The organism is Cyanobium sp. Maggiore-St4-Cus (assembly GCF_024345615.1).
GTDB classification, from domain to species: Bacteria; Cyanobacteriota; Cyanobacteriia; order PCC-6307; family Cyanobiaceae; genus Cyanobium_A; species Cyanobium_A usitatum.
The window spans coordinates 36,475-52,463 of sequence record NZ_JAGQBL010000017.1 but is presented as its reverse complement, the minus strand read 5'-3'; the positions used below and the strand labels follow the sequence as shown (position 1 = coordinate 52,463).

At 61.2% G+C, this 15,989-nt stretch carries 17 protein-coding genes; 14 read left to right on the top strand and 3 right to left on the bottom strand.

Features of this window, described 5'->3' with window-relative positions; genetic code table 11:
* The 3 genes from KBY99_RS13740 to KBY99_RS13730 all read left to right on the top strand — a co-directional run.
* Positions 1–3,416 (top strand): VCBS domain-containing protein (locus KBY99_RS13740; protein WP_254999617.1); only part of this gene is annotated, 3,416 nt, incomplete at its 5' end.
* A 3-nt stretch (positions 3,417–3,419) separates the two neighbouring features.
* A complete protein-coding gene (locus KBY99_RS13735) occupies positions 3,420–3,809 on the top strand; it encodes a hypothetical protein (RefSeq protein WP_254999615.1) in 390 nt (129 codons plus the stop codon).
* Between the two features lie 17 nt (positions 3,810–3,826).
* Complete coding sequence (locus KBY99_RS13730; protein WP_254999621.1) at positions 3,827–4,516, top strand: response regulator transcription factor; 690 nt, start codon at positions 3,827–3,829, stop codon at positions 4,514–4,516.
* On the opposite strand, the gene KBY99_RS13725 is transcribed toward KBY99_RS13730, so the two are convergent.
* Positions 4,503–4,649 carry a hypothetical protein gene (locus tag KBY99_RS13725; RefSeq protein ID WP_254999614.1) on the bottom strand — a complete coding sequence of 49 codons (147 nt, stop codon included), beginning with the start codon at positions 4,647–4,649 and terminating at the stop codon, positions 4,503–4,505. The genes KBY99_RS13730 and KBY99_RS13725 overlap by 14 nt on opposite strands.
* Between KBY99_RS13725 and KBY99_RS13720 the strand changes: the two genes are divergently transcribed.
* Complete coding sequence (locus KBY99_RS13720; protein WP_254999613.1) at positions 4,642–4,785, top strand: hypothetical protein; 144 nt, start codon at positions 4,642–4,644, stop codon at positions 4,783–4,785. The genes KBY99_RS13725 and KBY99_RS13720 overlap by 8 nt on opposite strands.
* A gap of 277 nt (positions 4,786–5,062) precedes the next feature.
* Here KBY99_RS13720 and KBY99_RS13715 read toward each other — a convergent pair whose 3' ends face one another.
* Positions 5,063–9,079 (bottom strand): magnesium chelatase subunit H, encoded by a 4,017-nt coding sequence (locus KBY99_RS13715; protein WP_254999611.1) that lies wholly within the window; start codon positions 9,077–9,079, stop codon positions 5,063–5,065.
* Between the two features lie 107 nt (positions 9,080–9,186).
* Here KBY99_RS13715 and dapB point away from each other — a divergent pair, with 107 nt between their 5' ends.
* The 5 genes from dapB (at position 9,187) to KBY99_RS13690 (ending at position 12,530) form a co-directional block, all read left to right on the top strand.
* Entirely contained in the window at positions 9,187–10,041 is an 855-nt protein-coding gene (gene dapB / locus KBY99_RS13710; RefSeq protein WP_254999610.1) for a 4-hydroxy-tetrahydrodipicolinate reductase, read from the top strand.
* Positions 10,041–10,688 (top strand): hypothetical protein, encoded by a 648-nt coding sequence (locus KBY99_RS13705; protein WP_254999609.1) that lies wholly within the window; start codon positions 10,041–10,043, stop codon positions 10,686–10,688. The genes dapB and KBY99_RS13705 overlap by 1 nt, the downstream gene beginning before the upstream one ends.
* Before the next feature lie 82 nt (positions 10,689–10,770).
* Entirely contained in the window at positions 10,771–11,028 is a 258-nt protein-coding gene (locus tag KBY99_RS13700) for a high light inducible protein (RefSeq protein ID WP_254999607.1), read from the top strand.
* Positions 11,029–11,131: 103 nt separating this feature from the next.
* The gene (locus KBY99_RS13695) at positions 11,132–12,292 is read left to right on the top strand and encodes an FAD-dependent monooxygenase (RefSeq protein WP_254999606.1); all 1,161 of its coding nucleotides are present in this window, start codon (positions 11,132–11,134) and stop codon (positions 12,290–12,292) included.
* 28 nt (positions 12,293–12,320) lie between these two features.
* On the top strand, positions 12,321–12,530 hold the full coding sequence (locus KBY99_RS13690) for a DUF2949 domain-containing protein (RefSeq protein WP_254999605.1): 210 nt from the start codon (positions 12,321–12,323) through the stop codon (positions 12,528–12,530).
* Here KBY99_RS13690 and KBY99_RS13685 read toward each other — a convergent pair.
* A complete protein-coding gene (locus KBY99_RS13685) occupies positions 12,521–13,045 on the bottom strand; it encodes an adenine phosphoribosyltransferase (protein ID WP_254999620.1) in 525 nt (174 codons plus the stop codon). The genes KBY99_RS13690 and KBY99_RS13685 overlap by 10 nt on opposite strands.
* A 41-nt stretch (positions 13,046–13,086) precedes the next feature.
* On the opposite strand from KBY99_RS13685, the gene KBY99_RS13680 reads away from it, so the two are divergent.
* From KBY99_RS13680 to ppk2, 5 genes are all read left to right on the top strand, one after another.
* Positions 13,087–13,629 carry a DUF3038 domain-containing protein gene (locus KBY99_RS13680; protein ID WP_254999604.1) on the top strand — a complete coding sequence of 181 codons (543 nt, stop codon included), beginning with the start codon at positions 13,087–13,089 and terminating at the stop codon, positions 13,627–13,629.
* 19 nt (positions 13,630–13,648) lie between these two features.
* Entirely contained in the window at positions 13,649–14,245 is a 597-nt protein-coding gene (locus KBY99_RS13675) for a DUF4335 domain-containing protein (RefSeq protein ID WP_254999603.1), read from the top strand.
* A gap of 66 nt (positions 14,246–14,311) precedes the next feature.
* Positions 14,312–14,560 (top strand): hypothetical protein, encoded by a 249-nt coding sequence (locus KBY99_RS13670; protein ID WP_106633003.1) that lies wholly within the window; start codon positions 14,312–14,314, stop codon positions 14,558–14,560.
* The gene (locus KBY99_RS13665) at positions 14,557–14,922 is read left to right on the top strand and encodes a hypothetical protein (RefSeq protein WP_254999602.1); all 366 of its coding nucleotides are present in this window, start codon (positions 14,557–14,559) and stop codon (positions 14,920–14,922) included. The genes KBY99_RS13670 and KBY99_RS13665 overlap by 4 nt, the downstream gene beginning before the upstream one ends.
* A gap of 18 nt (positions 14,923–14,940) precedes the next feature.
* Positions 14,941–15,843, top strand: a complete 903-nt coding sequence (gene ppk2, locus KBY99_RS13660; protein ID WP_254999600.1) for a polyphosphate kinase 2 — start codon at positions 14,941–14,943, stop codon at positions 15,841–15,843.
* Positions 15,844–15,989: the final 146 nt, after the last annotated feature.

Genomic DNA, 15,989 nt, shown 5'->3' with positions numbered 1-15,989 from the left:
GCAGCTACAGCTACGCGATCAACAACGCCAGTGCAGCGGTGCAGGCGTTGGCCGTAGGCGAGACGCTGACGGAGGTTTACACCTACACGTTGAGTGATGGAGAAGGCGGAACCGACACCGCAACGCTAACGATCACGATCGACGGAACAAATGACCTGCCTGTAGCGACGGCAAACCTAAATGCGATCAGCGAAGACGCGGTCTCGCCTGTTACCGGCAATCTGCTGAGCGACAACGATGGATTTGGTGTTGACAGCGATCCTGACACCACCGATGTGCTGAGTGTCAGCGCTGTCGATGCCACGGGTGCCAACCAGTACGGGACGCTGACCTGGAATGCAGATGGCAGCTACAGCTACGCGATCAACAACGCCAGTGCAGCGGTGCAGGCGTTGGCCGTAGGCGAGACGCTGACGGAGGTTTACACCTACACGTTGAGTGATGGAGAAGGCGGAACCGACACCGCAACGCTGACCATAACCATTAATGGACTAACAGACGATAAGGGAATCGTCGTTGGCCAGAATATCTCTGATACGTCATTGACACAAGGTACAGCAGCGACTGCGGACGATCACGTTGTCGACAACACCCCGAGTGCTCCAGATGGCCCCATTGATGGTACGCCAAGTGCTGATGTTCTTATTGGAGATGTTGGCGGGGCGACGACTACGGTTGTTCCTGGCGCTAACTATAATATTGTGCTTATTGTCGATACTTCACGGAGTATGGATCGGGATGCTGCCACGGGAAGCTCTACTATAACTACCATAAGCCGTATCAATTTGCTTAAGGATTCTCTCGCTAATTTGGTCAATCAGCTTGACGACCACAGTTCAACGGGTGGCAAGGTCAATATTTCACTAGTCAATTTTGCAACGGACATCAAGACCGTTGATCTTAATGGTGGTTCTGCTGGCACTCCATCTTCCGTGATTAATCTCACTACCCTGAATAGTGCTGGTGTCCTGTCCGCAATCAGCGGTCTTTCTGCAACCGGAGGCACTAATTATGAGGCTGCGTTTGTTAAGGCGAATAGTGAGATTGCCTCCCTCCAGGCAAGTTACTCCGCGGTCAATGGCTATCAGACGATAACTTATTTCCTGACCGATGGTGATCCGACCTACCGCCTAGACAGCAGCGGTAATCCAGAAGATGATGGTGATGGATCGGCGACTTCGGCAGCAGAGCTTCAAGAGGCTATTGGTGCTTTCGTGCCAGTTAGTTCCAAGTCAATCGTATACGCAATCGGAATCGGTACGTCCACTAATGAGGAATACCTCCAGTTCTTTGATAACACCTCTAGCCCAGTTTCTAAGACCGTTGTTGTTGGGCGGACCACCTTCTTTGGGATTGTTACTAACCCGGGGACTCCCGTCACTGGTCCTGCTGCAACGCCTGACATCGTGACCACCGGTGATCAGCTTGATTCAATCCTCCAGGGTGGAAGTACGACAACTACAGTAGATCCTGTTGGCAATGACGTGATCAATGGGGGTGGCGGCGCTGACGCAATCCTTGGCGATAGCATCTTCTCTACTTCGATTGACAAAGGTTGGGCTGCCTATGTCGCCGCTAATCCATCGCTCACGACCGACCAGGCCAAGGCAGATGATATCTACGCTAACCTCACCTCGTCCAATCCCGCTTATGCGAGGGAAGGAACTGTTGGTGGTAATGACGTCATCGATGCTGGAGCTGGTAATGACATTGTCTTTGGCCAAGGTGGCAATGATGTGATCTCTGGTGGTGCTGGCGACGACCGCATTGTTGGGGGCACTGGCGTTGACACCATGACAGGTGGTGATGGCGCTGATCAGTTTATCTTCCTCAAGGGTCAGGGCAGTGCCACTCAGATCGATACGATCACTGACTTTGCCCAGGGAACCGATACCATTGTTATCAATGGCACGAACATCACGGGAGTTACCGTGATGTTCGTGCCATTGATAACAGGGAATACCACCTACACTTTCACCGTCACCTACAGCGGTGGTGCACCGACTGATGTGTTCAAGGTTGCGCTAAGCAACGGCGCTACGTTATTGAATAACGGTACAGTCATCACAACCACCTCAGCCACCATCGACGGCACCATCGTTGGGGCAACCCTCTACCTCGATATCAACCAAAATAATCAGGAAGATTTTGGTGAGCGGTTAGGCGTTACCGATGCCCAAGGCCACGTGGAATGGGTGGTGGATCTTGGCAAATTAGACGTCAATGGCGATGGTGAGTTCACCCTTGGAGAAGCCCGAGCTGTTCAAAGTGGCGGCCTCGACATCGACACCGGCCTCACCTACGAGATCAATCTCTACGGTCAGGTGGGTGCCTCCGTGGTCACCCCTCTCACAAGCCTCTTGCAGACCCTCCTGGAAAGCGGAGTCGGCTATGCATCAGCCAATGCAACCCTCTCTTCGCGGCTTGGCCTCCCCGCTGGCAGCGATCTCACCACTCTCAACCCCATTCTGGGTTCCAACGCGATCCTCGGCCAGAATGCTGCCGTGATGACTGCGGCCGTTCAGTTCTCCGAGCTCGCCGCAAACCAGCTCGGAACTGACGAGGCCCATGCCTCCTGGTCTGTGTTCTCCTCCATCAGCCTCGTTCTTTCAGAACTGCCAGATGGCCAGGTGGCGGATTTCAGCTCGGCCTCCTTGCTCAGTGCGATTGCAGACCAGCTGCAACTGGACCATCTCGCCAGCAGTGATGTCATTGCGTTCATGGCTGCCAGTCAGCTAGCCCTGCAGCACAGTCTCGATACTCTCCCTCCAGGTGCAGACGCCCTGGCTGCCATCAGTGCCGTGCAGCATCTGCTCCAGGGTTCCTACGCGCAGGTGCTCGGGTCCGTTGCCAATGGTGATCTTGCTGTTCACTCGCTCGATGATCTAACGCACACGCTCACGGCCTATGGCCAAGGCGACCTGAAGCTCGATCAACTGGACAGCTTCGATCAGCAGCTCACCCTGGCTGGCACCGATGGGCAGATCACAGAGTCTGAGTTCACCCAGGCAGCTTCCAGCCTGCCCGATCTGGCGGAAGATGGTGCCTTCTCCGTGGCTCCTGTTGATGCCCTGGTTGCTGATACTTCAGTTCCAGCTGCCGACACCTTCATCCAGGATGTCGCCATTCCCGATGAGCAGCTGGTTGAGGCCGAAGTTGCCAGCGTTGCCGACCTAGTGGCGCAGTACGTGGGTGAGCACGCAGTTACTGATGAGGCGATGGCTGAGTATCAGCAGGAGCTAGCGCTCACCGAGCTGCCGGCTGCGGTCGATATGGTTACCGACCCGGCAGCGATTGAGCCCACCGCCGATGCCCTTGCCGCCCTCGACCAGGTTGATGCGCTCTTGCCCGATGATGCCAGCGACGGCATTGTTACGGCTACCGACGTGGTCGACGACTTCTCCTACACCGTTTGAGCCATGGCCGATACGGATGCCTCATTTGTAGCCGGCGATGTGATCGCCGGCTTGATCGAAACCTTCTTTGAAGCCGTGAGATCCTCGCCAGATCTTGCGGCTCAAGAGGCTCGCCCTGCTGAGCTTGTTTATGAGCTCGATCAGGTAGTTAGTTTCTACCTCGAAGAGCAGCAGCTCTCAGCTGATGCCTACCAGCTCATTCAGCAGGATGTGCTCAACAACATTGCTCACGACCTTGCTCAACAGCACGAAGACCTTGCCGATTTCGACGTCAGCTTTGATGCTGCTGGTAATGCCGATCCCGCTGAGGTGATGGCCGCCATGGACCATCACTTCGAGACCCTGTTCAGTTCGGAGTCCTTTAGTGATGATGGGTCGGCCGCCTTAGGCTGAGCTCCCAACGGTTGTCTGTGCCCCCCACTGCCCGTCTGCTGCTGGTTGATCCGGATACCCGCTCCTCTGATCTGCTCACCAAGCATCTCCAGGTCCATGGCTTTGCCATCAGCGCAGTAACCAGTACAGAAGCTGCCCAGCAGCGGCTCGAGGTCGCCGCGCCGCAGATGCTTCTGATCAGCGATGCTCTGCCTGATAGCGCCGCGCTCGTCTTTACCCGCCAACTGCGCGCCGCAGCTAATGCCATCCCCCTGCTTTTGCTCCTATCTATTGATCACTACAGCTCCCGTGTAGCTGCTCTTGAGGCCGGCGCTGATGATGTCTTATCGCGCCCCTTTGCAATCGAGGAGCTGATCGCTCGGCTGCGTTCCTTAATACGCCGCAGCCGCATGGGGCTCAACCATGTAGATGGCACCGAGCTGCACTATCGCGACCTCACGGTCAATACCGACAGCCGCCAGGTATCGCGGGCAGCTACCCCGATTAAGCTCACCGTCAAGGAATACGACCTGCTGCTCCATCTGCTCCAGCACCGCGAGCAGGTGCTCTCCCGTCAGGACATCCTTTTGGCCGTCTGGGGGGACTCCTGGGTTGGCGACGAGAACCTGCTCGATGTCTACATCCGCTACCTGCGTAAGAAGCTAGAGCGGCCCGAACTTGAACCCTTGATTCACACCGTTCGTGGTGTTGGCTTCATGTTGCAGTGAGCATCATCCGCACCGGCCCTGGGTAAGCCCCGAGTTGCCGATTTGAGGTGATCAGCAGTAAGCCATCGGCACTGGCCTGAGCCACCAGCAGGCGATCAAAGGGATCGCGATGCAACTGCGGCAGGTTGGCCACGGCTAGTCTCCAGCCCTATGCGGTGGAAGCCCGCTATGGAGAAGGGCCCTTTCCACTTACGGCTGATCGCACCGTCATCCAGGAGCAGATTGGGGCCCTGCGCAGCCAGCTAGAGCAGGAGCTGGTGGATGGGTGATTAGATCCTACCCGCATGCATTCTTGATGCAGGAGCTCCGCGAAGCAGGCCTTCGCTGCTGAGGTCTTCATCGATCTCGGTTCAATGGATCCAGTGGCCGGCTCCCGTGTGCACCCAATGGGCACATTCTTCTGGTGTGGCGTGGAGAAGCTTGGGATACCAAGCCAGTGGGCTACTGATGGTGCCCCTATCTGCGAGGTCGACAGTTAGAGCGTTATCAGAATCAGTGACCCCTACAACGCGTTCGCTGGAGTTAGCCATGGATCTATGTGAGGTATCACCCCTCCGTAACCCCCTCAATCCGGTCTTCGATTTCCTGATAGATCTCCTGCAACTGGGCGATGTTTTTATCGCTGGTTTCCCAGTAGCCGCGGCCATTTACTTCGAGCAAGGTGCCCACTATGCGGCGGAAGCTGTGGGGATTTAGCTCCATCAGACGCTTGCGCATCTCCGGATCGTTGATGAAGGTGTCGTTTGCCTCCTCGTATACGAAGTTGTCTACCGAGCCGCTGGTTGCACTCCAGCCCAGGGTGAAGTTGAGCCGTTTGGCCACTTCGCGTACGCCCTCGTAGCCGGAATTAAGCATGCCCTCGTACCACTTGGGGTTGAGCAGCTTTGTGCGGGAATCGAGGCGAATGGTTTCGCTCAAGGAGCGCACCTGGGCGTTGGCCGTGGTGGTGTCGGCTATATAACTCGCTGGTGCCTTGCCGTCGTCGCGCAGGCCGGCGATCAGCTTGGTGGGGTCTGAATCGAAGTAGTGGCTCACATCGGTGAGTGAAATCTCAGCTGAATCCAGGTTTTGGAAGGTCACATCAGCGGTTTTCATAGCTGATTCGAATACTTCGCGGTTCTGGTTCATCTCACCTGGGTTGTCGGCGTTGAAGGCGAACGTCTTGCGAGAGAGATACATCTCTTGCAGCTCATTCTCCTCCTCCCAAGTGCTGTTCTCCACCGCCAGGTTTACATTTGAGCTGTAGCTGCCGCTGGCATTGGAAAACACCCGCGTCGCCGCATCCCGCAGGGACACTCCCTGGGCCGCCGCCTGCTCCTGGGCGTGGCGACGCACGAAGTTCATATCCAGCGGCTCATCGGCCTCCGCTGCCATCTTCACGCCCTGATCGATCAGGCCCATCTGGTTGATAAATAGGTCGCGGAACACGCCGCTGCAGTTCACCACGACGTCGATGCGGGGCCTGCCTAGTTCCTCAAGGGAAATCAGCTCCAGCTTGTTGACCCGGCCCAGGGAATCTGCCACCGGCCGCACTCCGATAAACCAGAGGATTTGAGCCAGCGACTCGCCGTAGGTCTTGATGTTGTCGGTGCCCCAGAGCACGCAGGCGATCGTTTCGGGCCAGGCTCCCTGCTCGGCCTTCTGGCGCTCGATTAGCCGATCTACCACCACCTTGGCGGCAGCAATTGCGGCGCGGGTAGGGATCGACTGGGGGTCAAGGGCGTGGATGTTCTTGCCGCTGGGCAGCACGCCCGGGTTTCGAATCGGGTCACCGCCTGGGCCAGGCAGCACGTATTCGCCATCGAGAGCCTTGAGCAGGCTCTGCATCTCCATATCGGCGCAGATCTGCTCAAGGCAGAAGCGCAGGTAGCCAAACAACTTGTCGAGCTCGGCTTTATCCACCCCTGGGAAGCCAGCAACACGGCAGGCACTCAGCCAGGGGCTGGGCAGCTGGAAGCCGAATTTCTCCAGCAGGGCAAACAACCAGGCGAAGTTTTGACGCAGGGTGACCCGGCCATCGGCGCCGGTCACGGCCTTCACCATCGAGCCCACAGCCGCGCGACACACCTCGGTGATCGTGCGATTGAGCTCCACATCGACGAGCACACCGCCGTCGTTGCCTTTGTAGATGTCGGCAATCGTGCGGCCCCGGCTCTCGGCCAGCAGGGCCGGCAGGGAGCGCAGGCCATCTTCCTCGCGCTCGAGCGCAGCAATGTTGACCAGGGTCGCGATTGCCTCCTCGGCAGTTGGTGGTTTACCGATCGTGTGCAGGCCGCAGGGCAGCAGCCGGCTTTCGATCTCCATCAGCTGGCGGTACACCGCACCCACCACGCCATCGCGGCCGTCGAGACCGATCTCAGAGGCATCGGCTTCGGGCAGCACTACGTCTTTGTCGAGGTTGCACTGGCGCGCCGTTTCCACGATCGCGTTGACGATCTGCACACCCCGGCTGCCTTCGCGCAGCTGCTGGTAGCTGCCCACCAGCTCGCCGAGTTCCTTGAGTCCCCGATAGAGGCCGGCATTTTCGGCCGGTGGTGTGAGGTAGCTGATCGTGGAGGCATAGCCGCGCCGCTTGGCGATGGTGGCCTCTGAAGGGTTGTTGGCGGCGTAGTAATAGAGGTTTGGCAGGGCGCCGATTAGGGAATCGGGATAGCAGGTTTCGCTCATTCCCATCTGCTTGCCGGGCATGAATTCCAGCGAGCCGTGGGTGCCGAAGTGCAGGACCGCATCGGCCCGCCACACCTTCTCCAGATAGGTGTAGTAGGCGGCAAAGCCGTGGTGGGGGCTGGCGCTGCGGGAATACAGCAGCCGCATCGGGTCGCCCTCGTAGCCAAAGGTGGGCTGCACGCCCACAAACACGTTGCCGAAGTGGCGGCCGTAGATCAGCAGGTTGGTGCCGTCGCTGTTCAGGTTGCCGGGGGGCTTGCCCCAGTTTTCTTCCAGGCGCTCGGAATAGGGGGTGAGCCGCTCGTATTCCTCAACGCTCATGCGGTGGGCAATCGAGAGCTCCGGTGCACCCTGGAGGGCTTCTGGGTCGTTGATCACCGCCTCCATCAGGGCCTTGGGTGTGCGCGGCATGTTCTGCACGTCGTAGCCCTTGAGCTGCATCTCCTCCAGCACCCTGAAGATCGAGCCGAATACATCCAGATAGGCCGCCGTGCCGACGTTGCCCTTATCAGGGGGGAAACTGAATACGGTGATCGCCAGCTTCTTTTCAGCCCGGGGCTTGATCCGCAAGGAAGCCCAGCGAATTGCGCGCTCGGCGATCGCCTCAACCCGGTCTTGCAGGGTGTGGGCTTTGCCGGTGGCGTCGTCGCGGCCGCTGAGCACGATTGGCTCAATGGCGCCATCGAGTTCGGGGATGGCGATTTGCAGGGCCACCTGCACCGGATGCAGGCCTAGATCGCTCTCCTCCCACTCCTGGGTGGTTTGGAACACCAATGGCAACGCCACCATGTAGGGGCGATTCAGCTTTTTAAGCACCTCAATTGCCTTGGGGTGGTCCTGGCGGGCTGGACCACCCACCAGGGCAAAGCCCGTCAGTGACACCACCCCATCCACCAATGGGAAGTCGGGGTTGAGCGGGTCGTAGAAGAAGGCATTCACCGGCTTGGTGAAATCGAGCCCGCCGCAGAACACCGGAATCACGGTGGCGCCGCGATATTCCAGCTCCTGAATGATCGCCACATAGTGAGCCTCATCGCCGGTGACGATGTGGCTTCGCTGCAGCACCAGGCCGATCACCGGGCCATTGCGGGCCTGCTCGCTGAGATCGCTGCGGCTGGAATTCCAATTTAGATATTCCTTCAGATCTTCAAACATTCCCGGTGCTAGCGGGTGCCAGATACCCAGGTCTGGAAATACCTCGGGCTCTGCCACAACCACTGCAGCGCGGTCTGCAGCTTCTCCAGAGCCGCCCCGGGGGAAGACGTATTTGTCGGCCAGCATCAACAGAAAATTCCTGAGATTGTCTGGCGTGCCGCCCAGCCAATACTGGAAGCTCAGCATGAAAGATCGCGCATCTTGCGCTTTCTCCACCGGCAGGTATTTCAGAACCGTCGGCAAGGTGTTGAGCAGCTTCAACATCGCGTCTTGGAAGCCAGCTCCGCCCGCCTCCTTGCGCTTTTTCATGAAGCTGGCGATGGCGCTCTTGCTCTGGCCCAGCTGGGCCATCGAGAAGGTGCCGAGCTTGTTTAGCCGCATCACCTCCGGCATGGAGGGAAACACCACTGCTGCCTTGAGCCGGTCGCGGTGCGGTGCCACTGCTTCCACCACCTTCTGGGCCAGATCTTCAATGAAGATCAGCGAAGCGATAAACACATCCGCCGCGGCCACGTCCGCCTGGAAATCGGCGTAGTTCTGGGGGTCGCGCAATTCCTCAATCAGGTAGCCACTCAGTTCGATCGCCAGGGGCCCGTTCTGGGCATTGAGCGAGTTGGCGGCCTGGGTAAGGGCGTTTTGGTACTGGGGTTCGAGCACCACATAAACGGCCTTCATCACGGCACGGCCGTTCACGTCGCCGGGCGTAACGCGGCGGTTGGTGGAGCGAACCTGCGTGAACATCAGCACGAATAAGGGGTTATTGGGGAATCTACGGATGTATCCGCCTTGATGCGAGGTCTGGCCCCGCATGCGCCGCATAGGCTCGCTGCCAGCGCTTCCCCAACACCATGGCTCCTGCACCCGATCCGGCCTCTGGGGCACCCATCCCCGTGGTGGTGGCCGGTGCCCTGGGCCGCATGGGCGCCGAGGTGGTGCGGGCCGTGCTTGCGGCCCCCGATTGCACCCTGGTGGCCGCCATCGATACCACCCCTGACAAAGAGGGGGCTGATCTGGGCTTGGAGCTGGGTCTGGGTGAATTGGAGCTGGCGATCGCCAGCGACTTCGAGGGGGCCCTCTGCCAAGCCAGCCAGGCGGCACGGCAGGGCGGCGCCGCCGTGCTGGTGGATTTCACCCACCCTTCTGTGGTCTACGAGCACACCCGCGCCGCGATCGCCTACGGCGTGCACCCGGTGATCGGCACCACGGGACTCTCGCCTGGGCAGTTGGCTGACCTGGCCGGCTTCGCCGAGAAGGCGAGTGTGGGTGGGGCCGTGATCCCCAACTTCTCTGTCGGCATGGTGCTGCTGCAGCAGGCCGCCGCCGCCGCCGCCCGCTTTTACGACTTCGCCGAGCTCACCGAACTGCACCACAACCGTAAGGCCGATGCCCCTAGCGGCACCTGCATCAAAACCGCCGAGCTGATCGAGGAACTGGGTAAATCCTTCAACCCCCAGCAGGTGGATGAGCACGAAACCCTGGCGGGCTGCCGCGGCGGCCAGCGCGATAGCGGCCTGCGCCTGCACTCGATCCGCTTGCCGGGGCTGGTGGCCCACCAAGAGGTGATGTTTGGTGCTCCCGGTGAGACGTACACCCTGCGCCACGACACGATCGAGCGCTCCGCCTACATGCCCGGCGTGCTGCTCACCGTGCGCAAGGTGCGCCAGCTGGCTGGCCTGGTGTATGGCCTGGAGCGGCTGATCTGATGCTGCTTCCCTTGCGCCCCGGCGAGCTGCTGCGCCTGATCCCAGCGGTGGCCACCGGCCCCCAGTTCAACGCCTGCACCGGCAATCCCCGCAAGGTGCTGCAGCGGGTGCTGATCTCCGTGATCGGCGCGGTTATTGCCCTATTAATCAGCCAAACCCTGCTGTTCTCCAGCCAGTTCGGCCCGGTATTCCTGGTGGTGGGCTTTGTGTTTGCCCTCTACCTGCTCTGGGGACCGATCCTCGAGGCGGGCCAGAAAAATTCCACCCTGCGCCGCTATCCGGCTGCAGCCCTGTTTGAAGGCCAGATATTCGATCTTTATACCCGCGAAATCGTTGAGGAGCGCCGCGAACAGGCGAACAACGACGGCCGCCTGGAGCTGGTGGAAAACCGCCGCACCTGGCTCACCCTCGAGCTTGAGGACGAGGAGGGCTATCTCGGCAAGGTGCGCTTCCCCTTTGAAAAAAAACACCAGCAGATTCGTGCCGGCATGGTGGTGAGGGTGTTGGTGTTGAGCGAGCGCAAGGATTTCTCCCAGGTAGGAGCGATCAGCGACGCCTGGCTGCCCCAGCTCAAGCTTTGGGTTGGTGAATACCCCTTCCTGCTGCGACCGGCCTTTGAGGAGCTCTGCCTGAAGCGTTTCCGCTGATCCAGGCCCAGCATTTTCCCGGGGCAGCAGTTACAAGCTGCAATATTGCGTTACACTTCTGGAAAGCACGCGTGAGGTTTCCATGACTCAGACCACTCCTTCGATCGAAGCTGCAACCATCCGCGGCGCCACCGTAACCACCGAAGACGGCGGCCGCCTCAATGCCTTCGCCACCGAGCCCCGCATGGAAGTGGTATCAACCGAAAGCGGCTGGGGCTTTCACGAGCGCGCCGAGAAGCTCAATGGCCGTATGGCCATGCTCGGCTTCATCGCCCTGCTTGCCACTGAATACGCCCTGGGTGGTGAGTCCTTCACCCGCGGCCTGCTTGGCATCGGCTGATCTGCCCGCTCTCGCAACAGCCTGAGCCTTTGCTACACCAATTGCCGCAGCTGCACAGCTGCGGCTTTTTTGTGCCCGATCCCCGGGCTGATCCTCCATCGCCATGGTCGAGTCCAAACGGGTTCTGCGGGCCCTGGTGAATGGGGCGGGCCCCACCGGTGCCCTCACGGCCCTTGCCCTGGCGGACGCTGGCTGGCAGGTGCAGATCAGCGATCCCCTGCCCGCCGCTGTGCTGCTCGAGCGCAGCCGCGCCTACGCCTTCACCCATTCCAGCCAGCGCCTGCTGGAGCAGCTGGGGCTGTGGTCAGCCGTGCAGGAGTTGCTGGTGCCCTTCCGCTCCCTGCAGCTCCTTGATCTGGCCACCCAGCGCCAGGTGCCTTTCTGCTTGGCGGATCTGGGCTCGCGGCGGGCGGCGGCCGTGGGCTGGGTGGGACAGCACCGGCCGCTGATGACCCTGCTGTTGGAGCGCCTGGGCGCCCATCCCGCCATAACCCTGGAGTTGGGCACGCCGCCACCGCACGCCGCAGGCCATCAGCCGCCGCACGACCTGATCGTGGCCGCCGACGGCCCCCACTCCCCCAGCCGCGAGGCCCTCGGCATTGGCGTGTTGCAGTTGGCCTATCGCCAAAACTGCCTCACGGCCCTGGTTCAACTCCGCGGCAGCGCCGACGACCAGGCCTGGGAGCTGCTGCGGCCCGAGGGGCCTTTTGCGGTGCTGCCCCTGGGCGATGGTCTGTTCCAACTGGTTTGGAGTGCCCCAGCCCAGCGCTGCCGCCAGCTTGAAAGCCTCGGCGATTCAGCCTTCCTTGATGCCCTGGCCGGTGCCCTGCCAGACCAGCTTCAGCCCGATGCCCTGCTCGACGATCCGCGCGCCTTCCCGGTGGCCCTGCTGCTGGCCCGGCGCCTGCACCGCGGCCATACGGTGCTGGTGGGAGAGAGCGGTCACCGCTGCCATCCAGTGGGCGGCCAGGGGCTAAATCTCTGCTGGCGCGATGTGGCCACCCTGCATCGCCTGGCCCGGCGGGCAGCGGCTGGTCGGCTGGCGGTGCACCGCTTACCGGCGGCTTACTCAAGGCGTCGTTGGCCGGATTTGCTGCTCACCCTGCTGGCTACCGATCTGCTGGTGCGGCTTTTCTCAAATCGCTCGCCCCTGCTGATGCCCCTGCGCCACCTGGCCCTGCTGCTGCTGGCCAAGCTTTCTCCCCTGCGCCAGCTCAGCCTGTCCGCCATGACCGATGGCCCTTGCCAGCTGCTGCGCCGCTGATCAGGATGGGCTATCCGGAGCCGCCACCATGGTGATCAGCACCAGTTACCAGCCGCCGCCTTCGGCGGCGCTGCTGCGTCTGCTGCGCAATCAATTCGGCCTGAGCGAGAGCGCCCTGGCCCTGGGATTGCGCCAGGCCCAGCAGGAGCAAGCGCCCCTGCCGGTGGTGCTGTGGCGCTTCGGGCTGATCAGCCTGGAGCAGTTCGATGCCCTGCTGAGTTGGCAGGATCAGGAATAGATGATCAGCGACTCCACGGGCTGATTTTCAGGCAGCTTGCGACGCCCTTCCAGGGCCGCCAGTTCGGCCACAAAGCCGAAGCCACACAGTTCACCACCAGCCGCAGCCACCAGCTCGGCGCAGGCCGCCGCGGTGCCGCCGGTGGCCAGCAGATCGTCGATGATCAGCACCTTGGAGCCATCGGCCAGGGCATCGCTGTGGATTTCCAGCCGGTCGCTGCCGTATTCGAGGGCGTAATCCACACCCGTAACTTCCCCGGGCAGCTTGCCGGGCTTGCGCACTGGCACAAAACCCAATCGCACGGCGGTGGCAAGGGCTGTGCCCACGATGAAGCCCCGCGACTCAATGCCCACGATCAGGTCGGGCTGCACCCGCTCGCACACTGCGCTCAGCTGACGGATCACTTCCTGCCAGCCGTCCGGGTCACGCATCAGCGGCGTGAGGTCGCGAAACAGGATGCCGGGCTTGGGAAAATCAGGCACATCGCGCACAAATTCCCGCAGGTCTGGGGCCATGAACGTGACGGTTGGGTGCACTTACTGGCATCATCGCAGCCATGCCCCTTGATTCATTCGCTCCTGAATCGGCCGCCCGGCTTCCCCGCCGCGGCCTAGAACGCCTCGACCTGCTGTTGCTCAGCGCCGAGGCCCTCGACCTCAACGGCGGTGAGGCAATGGTGTGGATGAGCGAGCAGATGGGCTTCACCACCCTCTTCCCAAACCGGGTGGAACTGTGGAAACGCCGCTGCACCAACCCCCTGCGCCGCACCACTCGCCGCGAAGGTCTGGAGCCAGCTGAAACCGACGCCCTGATCCGCATTCTTTGCGCCTTGGCAGACCGCCTCTACCCCCTGCTGCGCGGCCTGCTCTCCAGCGCCGAGCCGCCTGAAGTGCTCAGCGAGCGTTGGAACCTATTCCGCAGCCGCCTGGCCGATCTGGTACGCCAGCGCATGAACCTCCGTCGTGGTGGCGTGCAACTGTTGCTCGATCCCGAGTCAGGTGCCCGCCAGTCGCGGCTGCTGATCCAGGCCCTGGCCCTGGGCTCCGGGGTTGGCGGTTTTGAGCGGCTGCGCGCCAGCCTGCTGGATGCCCAGCCATGATCCAGCCCCTGAACCTGCAATGAAGCAAGTACTGCAGTTCGACCAACTCAGCTGCCGCCTCAAGGTGGAGGGTCTGCCGGATGTGTCGGTCGGCCAGAGCGGCCAGAACCTCGGCATCATCACTGGCTGGAGCTTGGCCTGGGCCGGTCGCCCCGAGCTTGAGGGCCGCAAGGAGCACCTGCTAGCCCTGATGCAGGTGGTGCTGCCCTACGCCCGCTACTTGATCAGTGGTGTGCCGCGTCGCTTTGGCGCCGAGCCCGAGCCGGTGGAGATAGGTCCGGGGCCAGAGGGCGGCCATGGCCTGCTGCTGCGCAGTAGCCAGCCCGACACGCCCCCGCTGCAGCTCAATCTCGATGATGCCGAGCTGGCCGATCTGGTGCGGGTGCTGGATCAATTGCGCCTCGATTCGCGGCTGCAGTTGCCCCTGGAGCTGCCTGAGCCCATGCCCTTGAAGGGCCGCGAGCTACTGGAGCGCCGCCCCCTTGCCCAGCGCCTTGCAGCGCCGCTGGCAGGGCTCCTAGCTGTGGCCGTGGCCTCCGGGCTAGGGCTGCTGATACCAGAACCCAAGCCCGGGCTCGATCCAACGCAGCGTCCAGCTGCCGCCCAAGCTAAGTAGCGTCTATTGACGTAGCCGGCTAGCTGGTCACACTTGGGTATCGCTGAGAGAGTTTGAATTGGGTCCATGGCGGCGCTGACCTGGTCGGAATTGCGGATTCGGGTAGCTCGACTTGGGGCCTCCCTCGATGTGGTCGTGCGCAGTGATCCGGAGGTTTGCGGGCTTAGCGGCGACGACTTCCGCATCTCCCTGCATCACGGCGGCCAGGGGGATTGCACCGTGGCAGATCTCTCCTTGATCGACTGCCCCAACGAGTTGGTGCTGATGGAATTCGAGCGCTGGATGCGCGGTGCCGGTTACGTCCTCGAGGTATGACCTCCCCCCGTAGCCGCGCCCTGCAATTGCCCACCACAGGCACGTCGACACGACGGGTATTTCGCCGCCGCCACCGCCCGGCCCGCTGGCGTCAGGCCGCTATCGCCTTGCTGCTGGGCGCTGCCGGAACCGGGCTGATGCTGGCCTTGCTGCAGTTACCGGAGCGCTTCGACACCTTTTTGGTGCTGAGCACCGCCCTAGCCAACCTGATCGGCGGGGTGCAGCAGGCGCTTTGGGGACTGGTGCAATTGCTGGCGGTGGTTCTGCTGGTGCTGGCGGCCATTGCGGCCCTGGGCCTGGTGGTTGCTGGGATCATCCGTCTGGTGCGAGCTTTATGGCCCCAGCCCAGCCGCCGCAGCTAGTTCTGGAGACTCTCAGCAATGGGAAAACACAAGAAAAGCGATAAAGCCACCAACTCGAGCAAGCCCCAGCCACCCCATTTTGGGCCCCTCAGCGATCGCTACTACCCGTCACCTTTGCTGGAAGATCTGGCCAGCAATGGGGGCCGGCTAGATCGCAAGGTTTACGAGAAAGAGCTCACTAGGCTGCAGGTGGAGCTGGTAAAAATGCAGTACTGGCTGAAGGCCTCTGGATTTCGGCTGATCGTGCTGTTCGAGGGCAGGGATGCGGCCGGTAAGGGCGGCACGATCAAACGAATCACCGAACCGCTCAACCCCCGCGGCTGCCGGGTGGTGGCCTTGGGCACCCCCTCTGATCAACAGAAAACCCAGTGGTACTTCCAGCGCTACGTAGAACACTTTCCTTCCGCTGGGGAGATCGTCGTATTTGATCGCAGCTGGTACAACCGGGCTGGGGTGGAATCGGTAATGGGCTTCTGCACACCAGCCCAAACGGAGGAGTTTCTGCAGAGCTGCCCGGAATTCGAGCGGATGGTGGTGCGCTCTGGAATCGTGCTGCTCAAATATTGGTTTTCAGTGAGCGATGCGGAGCAGGAAAGCCGATTCCAGGCCCGTATCGACGATCCCACCCGCCGCTGGAAGCTCAGTCCGATGGACCTGGAGGCCCGCAACAAGTGGGAAAGCTTTTCAGCCGCTAAAGATCAGATGTTTGCTCACACCAACATCCCCGAAGCGCCCTGGTTCACCGTGGAGGCAGACGACAAACGCCGCGCCCGCCTCAATTGCATTCACCACCTGCTCAGCAAGATTCCCTACGAAGACATGACACCTCCAGCGATCAAGCTGCCGCCCCGCAAGCCACCCAAGGGCACGGCCCGTCCGCCACGCAACGAGCAATTCTTCGTGCCCAACCAATATCCCTAGCCGTGTAGGCGCGCAAACCAGAGGCCAGCCAGCTGGTATGAGCTCCACAGGAACGCCAATAAAAACAACCAATTCAGCCAGGGGGGACGCTGGGGACTCTCTGGGGCCATGAACAGCCAGGCTGGGTTGGTAGCCCCCAGATTCGC